At 45.2% G+C, this 7038-nt stretch carries 7 protein-coding genes; 3 read left to right on the top strand and 4 right to left on the bottom strand.

The window, feature by feature from the left end:
* Window positions 1-213: 213 nt before the first annotated feature.
* The gene (locus BTA30_RS15590) at window positions 214-1446 is read left to right on the top strand and encodes an aminopeptidase (protein ID WP_076762236.1); all 1233 of its coding nucleotides are present in this window, start codon (window positions 214-216) and stop codon (window positions 1444-1446) included.
* A gap of 181 nt (window positions 1447-1627) precedes the next feature.
* Here BTA30_RS15590 and BTA30_RS15585 read toward each other — a convergent pair whose 3' ends face one another.
* Together BTA30_RS15585 and BTA30_RS15580 are read right to left on the bottom strand one after the other, a co-directional pair.
* A complete protein-coding gene (locus BTA30_RS15585) occupies window positions 1628-2002 on the bottom strand; it encodes a YybH family protein (RefSeq protein WP_076762235.1) in 375 nt (124 codons plus the stop codon).
* A 54-nt stretch (window positions 2003-2056) separates the two neighbouring features.
* Window positions 2057-3676, bottom strand: a complete 1620-nt coding sequence (locus BTA30_RS15580; protein ID WP_076762234.1) for an ABC-F family ATP-binding cassette domain-containing protein — start codon at window positions 3674-3676, stop codon at window positions 2057-2059.
* Between the two features lie 176 nt (window positions 3677-3852).
* Between BTA30_RS15580 and BTA30_RS15575 the strand changes: the two genes are divergently transcribed.
* Together BTA30_RS15575 and BTA30_RS15570 are read left to right on the top strand one after the other, a co-directional pair.
* A complete protein-coding gene (locus tag BTA30_RS15575) occupies window positions 3853-4095 on the top strand; it encodes a hypothetical protein (protein WP_076762233.1) in 243 nt (80 codons plus the stop codon).
* A gap of 12 nt (window positions 4096-4107) precedes the next feature.
* Window positions 4108-4377, top strand: coding sequence for a hypothetical protein (locus BTA30_RS15570; protein ID WP_076762232.1), 270 nt, complete (start codon window positions 4108-4110; stop codon window positions 4375-4377).
* A gap of 43 nt (window positions 4378-4420) precedes the next feature.
* Here the strand turns inward: BTA30_RS15570 and lepB are convergent, their stop codons facing one another.
* Window positions 4421-4981: a signal peptidase I gene (gene lepB, locus BTA30_RS15565; RefSeq protein WP_076762231.1), complete on the bottom strand. Its 561-nt coding sequence runs from the start codon at window positions 4979-4981 to the stop codon at window positions 4421-4423.
* A 167-nt stretch (window positions 4982-5148) separates the two neighbouring features.
* On the bottom strand, window positions 5149-7035 hold the full coding sequence (locus BTA30_RS15560; RefSeq protein ID WP_076762230.1) for a PTS fructose transporter subunit IIABC: 1887 nt from the start codon (window positions 7033-7035) through the stop codon (window positions 5149-5151).
* Window positions 7036-7038 lie beyond the last annotated feature (3 nt).

The following is a 7038-nucleotide window of genomic DNA, read 5'->3' as shown; positions in this document are numbered from 1 at the left end:
GTTCTGTGAAGAATTCCTTGTGTGGAACATGGCAGACACCATCCTTTTGAAGGCTTTACTTTATTATAAAATGAGGAAATGGATAATTTAAGAGAGAAAATGAAAAAGGCTGTCGATTTTCTCGACAGCCTGTCGCAGCCAAAGGCTGCGTCTTTTTTTCTTTTCAAGCCGATATTTGATATGATGTTATGGACAATAAAGGAGGTTTTGCCAATGAATTCGTTTACCGATAAACTCAGTACATACGCACAGCTTGTGACAGAAGTAGGCGTAAATGTCCAAAAGGGTCAAAAGGTCGTGATCAATGCTTCGACAGAGGTTCGCGATTTTGCCCGCCTGCTTGTGAAAAGCGCTTATCAAAGAGGCGCAAAACAGGTGACAGTCCGCTGGCAGGATGATGAAGTGACAAGGCTGAAATATGAGCTTGCCCCTTTCGAAGCGTTTAAAGAGTACCCGGAATGGGAAGCCAAAGGGATGGAAGCGCTAGCTAAGGAAGGCGCCGCATTTATTTCGGTTGTCTCAGCAAGTCCCGACCTGCTGAAAGGAATCGATTCCAAACGAATTGCAGCACAGCAGAAAGCAGCCGGAAAAGCTTTGCATACATACAGACAAATGATTCAGTCCGATAGAGTCAGCTGGACGGTAATAGCGGCTCCTTCACCTGCTTGGGCAAAAAAAGTATTCCCTGACAGCAGTGAGGAAACAGCGATGCAAAAGCTTTGGGATGAAATTTTTAAGACGACCCGTGTCGACCGGGATGACCCTGTTCTGGCGTGGAAAGAGCATGATCAGACACTCCGCGATAAAGTGAGTGTTTTAAATGACAAGCACTATAAGGCCCTTCATTACAAAGCTGAAGGCACCGATCTGACAATTGAGCTCCCCGAAAAACACCTTTGGGTCGGAGCCGGAAGCACAAATGAACAAGGCGATGAGTTCATGGCCAACATGCCGACGGAGGAAGTCTTTACCGCGCCGAAAAAAGACGGGGTGAACGGAACCGTATCCAGCACGAAACCGTTAAGCTACGGCGGCAATATTATCGACGGCTTTACACTGACATTTGAAAACGGACGAATCATTGATGTAAAAGCAGAAGAAGGCGAAGAAATCTTAAAAGAGCTGATTGATACGGATGAGGGCTCGCACTATTTGGGAGAAATCGCTCTCGTCGCGCATGACTCTCCGATTTCCAATTCAAATATACTGTTTTACAACACACTATTTGATGAAAATGCATCAAACCATCTCGCGATCGGAAGCGCATATGCCTTTAACATTGAGGGCGGCAAAAAGATGACGCGTGAAGAGCTTTCGAAAGAAGGTCTAAATGAAAGCATTACACATGTTGATTTTATGATCGGTTCAGGTGAAATGGATATTGACGGAATAACGGCTGACGGAAAAAGAGAGCCGATTTTCCGAAAAGGCAATTGGGCTTTTTAACAGCCTTCCGCCTAAAAAGGACCTCAAAACGCTTTGAGGTCCTTTTATATAGTGTCCGCATGCCGCCAATGCACTTCCTGACGGATTTCCGATAAAAAAGCGACGCAAACTTTAAGGATGAACTTCACCCTTACATGAAAGGTGGCTGTAACGGCTGAAGCCAGTCCAATGCTCCGCCTTCTCATAGTTTGGGCAAACTGCTTAAATGTTCATGCTTCAGCTTCCAGTTTCCTGACTCGTCCTTTACAAATACGTTTGTCGCACGGCCTGCCCCTTGAACCGATTCGCCTTGATAAAACCCTTTCCATTCATATGTATAAAGACAGACGGCCTGTTCGTCTGTTTCCGTGATCCAGCTGACATTGCTAGCGCTGTATACTTCGTTTTCGATTTGCTTCCAGGCGTTTTCAAAATAACGCTGAATCGCCTCAAAGCCCGAGCACGTTTGATCCGAGAACCAATACACAGCGTCAGGATCAAGGAGCTCTTTGACATTCTCAAACACATGCGTGTTTGTTGCTTTTATATATTGCTCAAGAGCCTTTCGGCATGACACAGAAACCATCTCCTTTTTATAAAAAACCCGCTTTTTAAGGCGGGTTTTCTTGAATTACTCGTAAAGTTCAGCAAGCTTAGCCTGAACAGTTTTGTCTTCCAAAAACTCATCATAGCTCATTTGTTTGTCAATGATGCCGTTTGGCGTGATCTCGATGATCCGGTTGGCAATCGTTTGGACAAACTGATGGTCATGGGATGTAAACAGCATCGCGCCTTTAAAGCTGATTAAGCCGTTATTTAATGCTGTAATCGATTCAAGATCCAAATGGTTTGTCGGCTCATCCAGCATTAGCACATTTGCACCTGAGAGCATCATTTTGGAAAGCATACAGCGGACTTTTTCTCCTCCTGACAAGACGCTTGCTTTTTTGAGCACTTCTTCTCCCGAGAACAGCATTCTTCCTAAAAATCCGCGCAGGAAGCTTTCGCTTTGATCATGGGGAGAAAATTGGCGAAGCCAGTCCACAAGGTTCAAATCGCTGTTCTCAAAATACTCGCTGTTGTCTTTCGGGAAAAACGCCTGGGATGTCGTCACGCCCCATTTAAATGACCCGCTGTCAGGCTCCATTTCCCCGGCAAGGATTTTAAAGAGCGTCGTGGCAGCAAGCTCATTGCGTCCCGTAAAGGCGATTTTATCGTCCTTGTTCATCATAAAGCTTACCGAATCAAGAACTTTGACGCCGTCGATCGTTTTGGACAAGTCTTTAACGACGAGCACATCGTTTCCAATTTCACGTTCAGGCGTGAAATTGACGTACGGATATTTCCGTGATGACGGTTTAATATCATCGAGCGTAATTTTTTCGAGCAGTTTTTTTCTTGATGTGGCCTGCTTGGATTTGGAGGCATTTGCGCTGAATCTCGCGACAAACTCCTGAAGCTGTTTGATCTGCTCTTCTTTTTTCTTATTGGCTTCCTGAGCCATTTTTAAGGCAAGCTGGCTTGATTCATACCAGAAATCGTAGTTTCCGACATAGATTTGGATTTTATTAAAATCCAAATCAGCAATATGTGTACATACTTTATTTAAAAAGTGGCGGTCATGCGAGACGACGATCACCGTGTTCTCAAAGTTGATTAAAAACTCTTCAAGCCATTGGATCGCCTGAATATCCAAATGGTTTGTCGGCTCATCGAGAAGCAGTACGTCAGGCTTTCCGAACAGAGCTTGTGCAAGAAGCACTTTCACTTTGTCAGATCCGCCGAGATCGGCCATTTTTTTCGAATGAAGCTCTTCTGGTATACCGAGTCCTTTCAGCAATATCGCCGCTTCTCCTTCAGCTTCCCAGCCGTTCAGCTCGGCAAACTCGCCCTCAAGCTCAGCAGCGCGGATCCCGTCTTCATCCGAAAAGTCCGGCTTCATATAAACGGCATCTTTTTCCTGCATCACTTCATAAAGGCGCTTATGACCCATAATGACAACTTTCAGCACTTCATATTCTTCGTACTCAAAGTGATTTTGCTTCAGCACGGTAAGGCGCTCGCCGGGGCTCATATGAACATCGCCCGTCTGAGGCTCAATCTCACCTGATAAAACTTTTAAAAATGTGGATTTTCCGGCTCCGTTAGCCCCGATCAGCCCGTAGCAATTTCCGGGCGTAAATTTAATATTTACATCTTCAAATAACTTCCGGTCTGCAAACCGCAAGCTTACATTATTTACAGCTATCATTTCATATCCTCCATCAACTTTACTTCATTAGAACGAGTATAACACGAATGATCCGCAAGAGAAATGCTTTGCTTTTTTACGATAAAGTTTTAAAGAAAAATATACCGAAAAAAAGCTTTTTTTACATTTCTATTGTGACAATATGTTACAATTAATGAAGATTGGGGGAAGGAAAAATGAAAATGAAAGAAGACCCCGATATCATCAGATGGGTAAACACGAGGCCGTGGCACGCGGTTTTCATAGCAACCGCCATGGTGATATCTACGATGTCTATCGGGCTTTTTAAAGGGTTTAATATGTGGACTGCGGATTTTTTAATTTTTGCTTGTCTTTTAATAGGTTTTGGTCTTCTTGTAGGATGGCTTCAAAAGATATATTATAAAAAGGTGATATTTGAAGAAAACACGGATCGTTAGACGGAGGACAACATGAAGCTTATCACTCTGACAGAATACTGCATGTTTATTTTTTTTGCCGGCGTATATTTGGCAGTAACCGGCTTTACAGCACGCGACTTGGGCCTTTATATCGGGATCGCCTTGATTTACACGTTCGTTCATATCTACGCAAAGCGAATGTTGACAAAACGGGGAAAAGAAACGGCGGAAATCAGAATGCTTTTCAGCGTTCTTCTGATTATGGCTGCAGTATTCGTTACAGTACTATTTATCGCAGTGCTGGCATCATTATTGTCATAAAAAGCAAAAATGCCTGACTGTCCCAAAGGACGGCAGGCATTTTTCAGTCTGTTTTTCGGATTTCATTAAATGGGAAAAACACAAATTGTGATGTCCCTGCCACTCGTTTTTTATCAATCAGCCCGAGTCCGTTCCGGCTGTCCATCGATCTCTGGCGATTGTCCCCCATGACAAAGTACTTGCCTTCTGGGACTTTCACAGGGCCAAAATCCCCCGTCAGCTTGACGCCGACTGCTTCCGCCTCTTTTTTGTTCGCCTTAAGATACGGCTCGGACGCTTTCTTCCCGTTTATGTAAAGCGTGTCATCCTTCATTTGCACGGTATCCCCCGGCAAACCGATCAGGCGTTTTACGTAGTGGACATTTTTTTCATCTCCATCGATGATGACGATATCTCCCCGTTTAAACTCACCAATATATTTCACCGTTTTATAAACGAATAAACGTTCCCCGTCGTGTAGCGTCGGGTCCATTGATGTGCCTTCGACCAAATACGGTTCGAATAAAAATGCCCGGATCAGCAAGGCCAGAGCGACTGCAATCACAATGGCTTTTACCCATTCAAAGAGAGAATTTTTCTTTTTGGTGGATTTTTCTTCAGTCAAAACGCTTCCTCCTAAAAACAGTCTGTCACAATTTACAGTTCAAAAATAAAAGCTTTCCTATACTTTATCACAAGTTCTGAGAGAATACATAATCAGCATGCCCGCAAGTGATAAAAACAGGAAAAAAGAAAGTGCCACGTGTGAAACCTTGTGGCACTTTTTAGCACTTATTCTTCAGTTGGAACCGGCTTTTTCAAGAAGCCGAGGATGAGAGCTGTTACCACCGCTCCAATCAGCACGCTCACAAGATAGAGAAGCGGATGACTCGTTGTCGGGAAGACAAACACTCCTCCGTGCGGAGCGGGAAGGGTAACTCCGAAAAATTGCGATAAACCGCCGCCGACTGCTGAACCAACTACACAAGCCAGAATGACGCGGGCAGGATCGGCTGCCGCAAACGGAATCGCACCTTCCGTGATAAATGACGCCCCCATAAAGTAGCATGTAATCCCTGCCTCACGGTCGCGTTTTGAAAACTTGCTTTTAAAGAACGTTGTTGCAAGCGCAATCCCGAGCGGAGGCACCATACCGCCTGCCATGATCGCCGCATGCGGTCCGAAGTTTCCTGCTTCAATCATTGCAATACCGAATGTAAAGGCCGCTTTGTTGATCGGGCCTCCCATATCAATTGCCATCATACCGCCTAAAATAATGCCCATTAAGACAAGGTTTCCTGTACCAAGTCCTTCAAGCCAGTGTGTCATTCCGTCCATAATCATCTTGACAGGCGTGTTGACAACATAATGCATGATGAGTCCAGTGAAGAAGACACCAAACAACGGATAGATTAAAACAGGTTTTAATCCATCAAGAACTTGCGGAAGACCGGCAAACGCTTTTTTCAAGAGAATGACGATGTATCCGGCAAGGAAACCGGCAATTAATCCGCCTAAGAAGCCTGCGCCAGCCTGTGTCGCCATAAAACCGCCGACCATACCAGGCGCAAAACCAGGACGGTCCGCAATACTCATTGCAATAAAACCGGCTAATACAGCAACCATTAATTTCAAAGCATTTGCACTGCCGATTTCCATTAGAGCAGCCGCAAATTGATTATAAGACGGGTCATTCGGGTCTGAAGAGTTAATGCCCCAGAAGAACGAAATCGCAATTAAAATTCCGCCCCCGACAACAAATGGAAGCATGTTGCTGACACCGCTCATCAGGTGTTTGTAAAAGCCGCCGCCTTTTCCTTTTGCAGCTCCGCCGTCATCAGAGGCTGAGCCGCCGCCTGTGCCCCGATAAATTGGCGCATCTTGGTTCAGCGCCTGCTCAATCAGTTCTTTCGGACGTCTGATCCCTGCTGTAACAGGTACTTCAATCACGTGCTTTCCGTTAAAGCGCTCCATCTCAACTTGCTTATCGGCAGCAACGATGATGGCAACCGCATCTTCAATTTCCTGGGCTGTCAGGGCGCTTTTAATACCGCCTGATCCGTTTGTTTCAACTTTAATGTCAACGCCCATTTCTTTTGCTTTTTCTTTCAATGCATCAGCGGCCATAAATGTATGGGCGATCCCTGTCGGACATGCTGTCACTGCAAGGATTTTTCCTTTGGCAGATGGAGCCTGAGGCTCTTCAGTCTGCTCTTCTTCTTCATCTTTGTCATGCTGGTTGATAATATCGATGATTTCTTCTTCTGATCCCGCTTCTAGCAGCTGCTTGCGGATTTCTTCCCGCATCAGCAAGGTAGACAGCCTTGACAGCGCTTCTAGGTGCGTGTTATTGGCTCCATCTGTGGCAGCGATCATGAAGACGAGATGGCTCGGCTGCCCGTCCAGAGATTCATAATCGACACCTTCTTTTGAACGGCCAAACGCGATCGCAGGCTCCTTAACGCTCGCTGTTTTCGCATGAGGAATGGCAATGCCTTCGCCGATTCCTGTTGAGCTTTGCTTTTCGCGATTGATAACGGCTTCTTTGTAGCCTTCTTTATCATTTAATTTTCCCGCCTGATCCAAAACGGTGACAAGCTCTTCAATCACGTTTTCTTTCTGGCTGTTCTCAAGGTTTAACTTGATCGTATGCTTTGTAAGTAGCTCTGTTATTTTCATAAC

The organism is Bacillus swezeyi (assembly GCF_001969815.1).
Classification (GTDB): Bacteria; Bacillota; Bacilli; order Bacillales; family Bacillaceae; genus Bacillus; species Bacillus swezeyi.
Note: the sequence above shows the minus strand (reverse complement) of the source record. Positions and strands in the feature narration are given on the sequence as shown.

What these genes read in the sequence shown, in the direction of transcription:
- BTA30_RS15590 (WP_076762236.1), top strand. Translation starts at nt 214, where the DNA reads ATGAATTCGTTTACCGATAAACTCAGTACATACGCACAGCTTGTGACA.
- BTA30_RS15580 (WP_076762234.1), bottom strand. Translation starts at nt 3,676, where the DNA reads ATGATAGCTGTAAATAATGTAAGCTTGCGGTTTGCAGACCGGAAGTTA.
- BTA30_RS15575 (WP_076762233.1), top strand. Translation starts at nt 3,853, where the DNA reads ATGAAAATGAAAGAAGACCCCGATATCATCAGATGGGTAAACACGAGG.
- BTA30_RS15570 (WP_076762232.1), top strand. Translation starts at nt 4,108, where the DNA reads ATGAAGCTTATCACTCTGACAGAATACTGCATGTTTATTTTTTTTGCC.
- BTA30_RS15560 (WP_076762230.1), bottom strand. Translation starts at nt 7,035, where the DNA reads ATGAAAATAACAGAGCTACTTACAAAGCATACGATCAAGTTAAACCTT.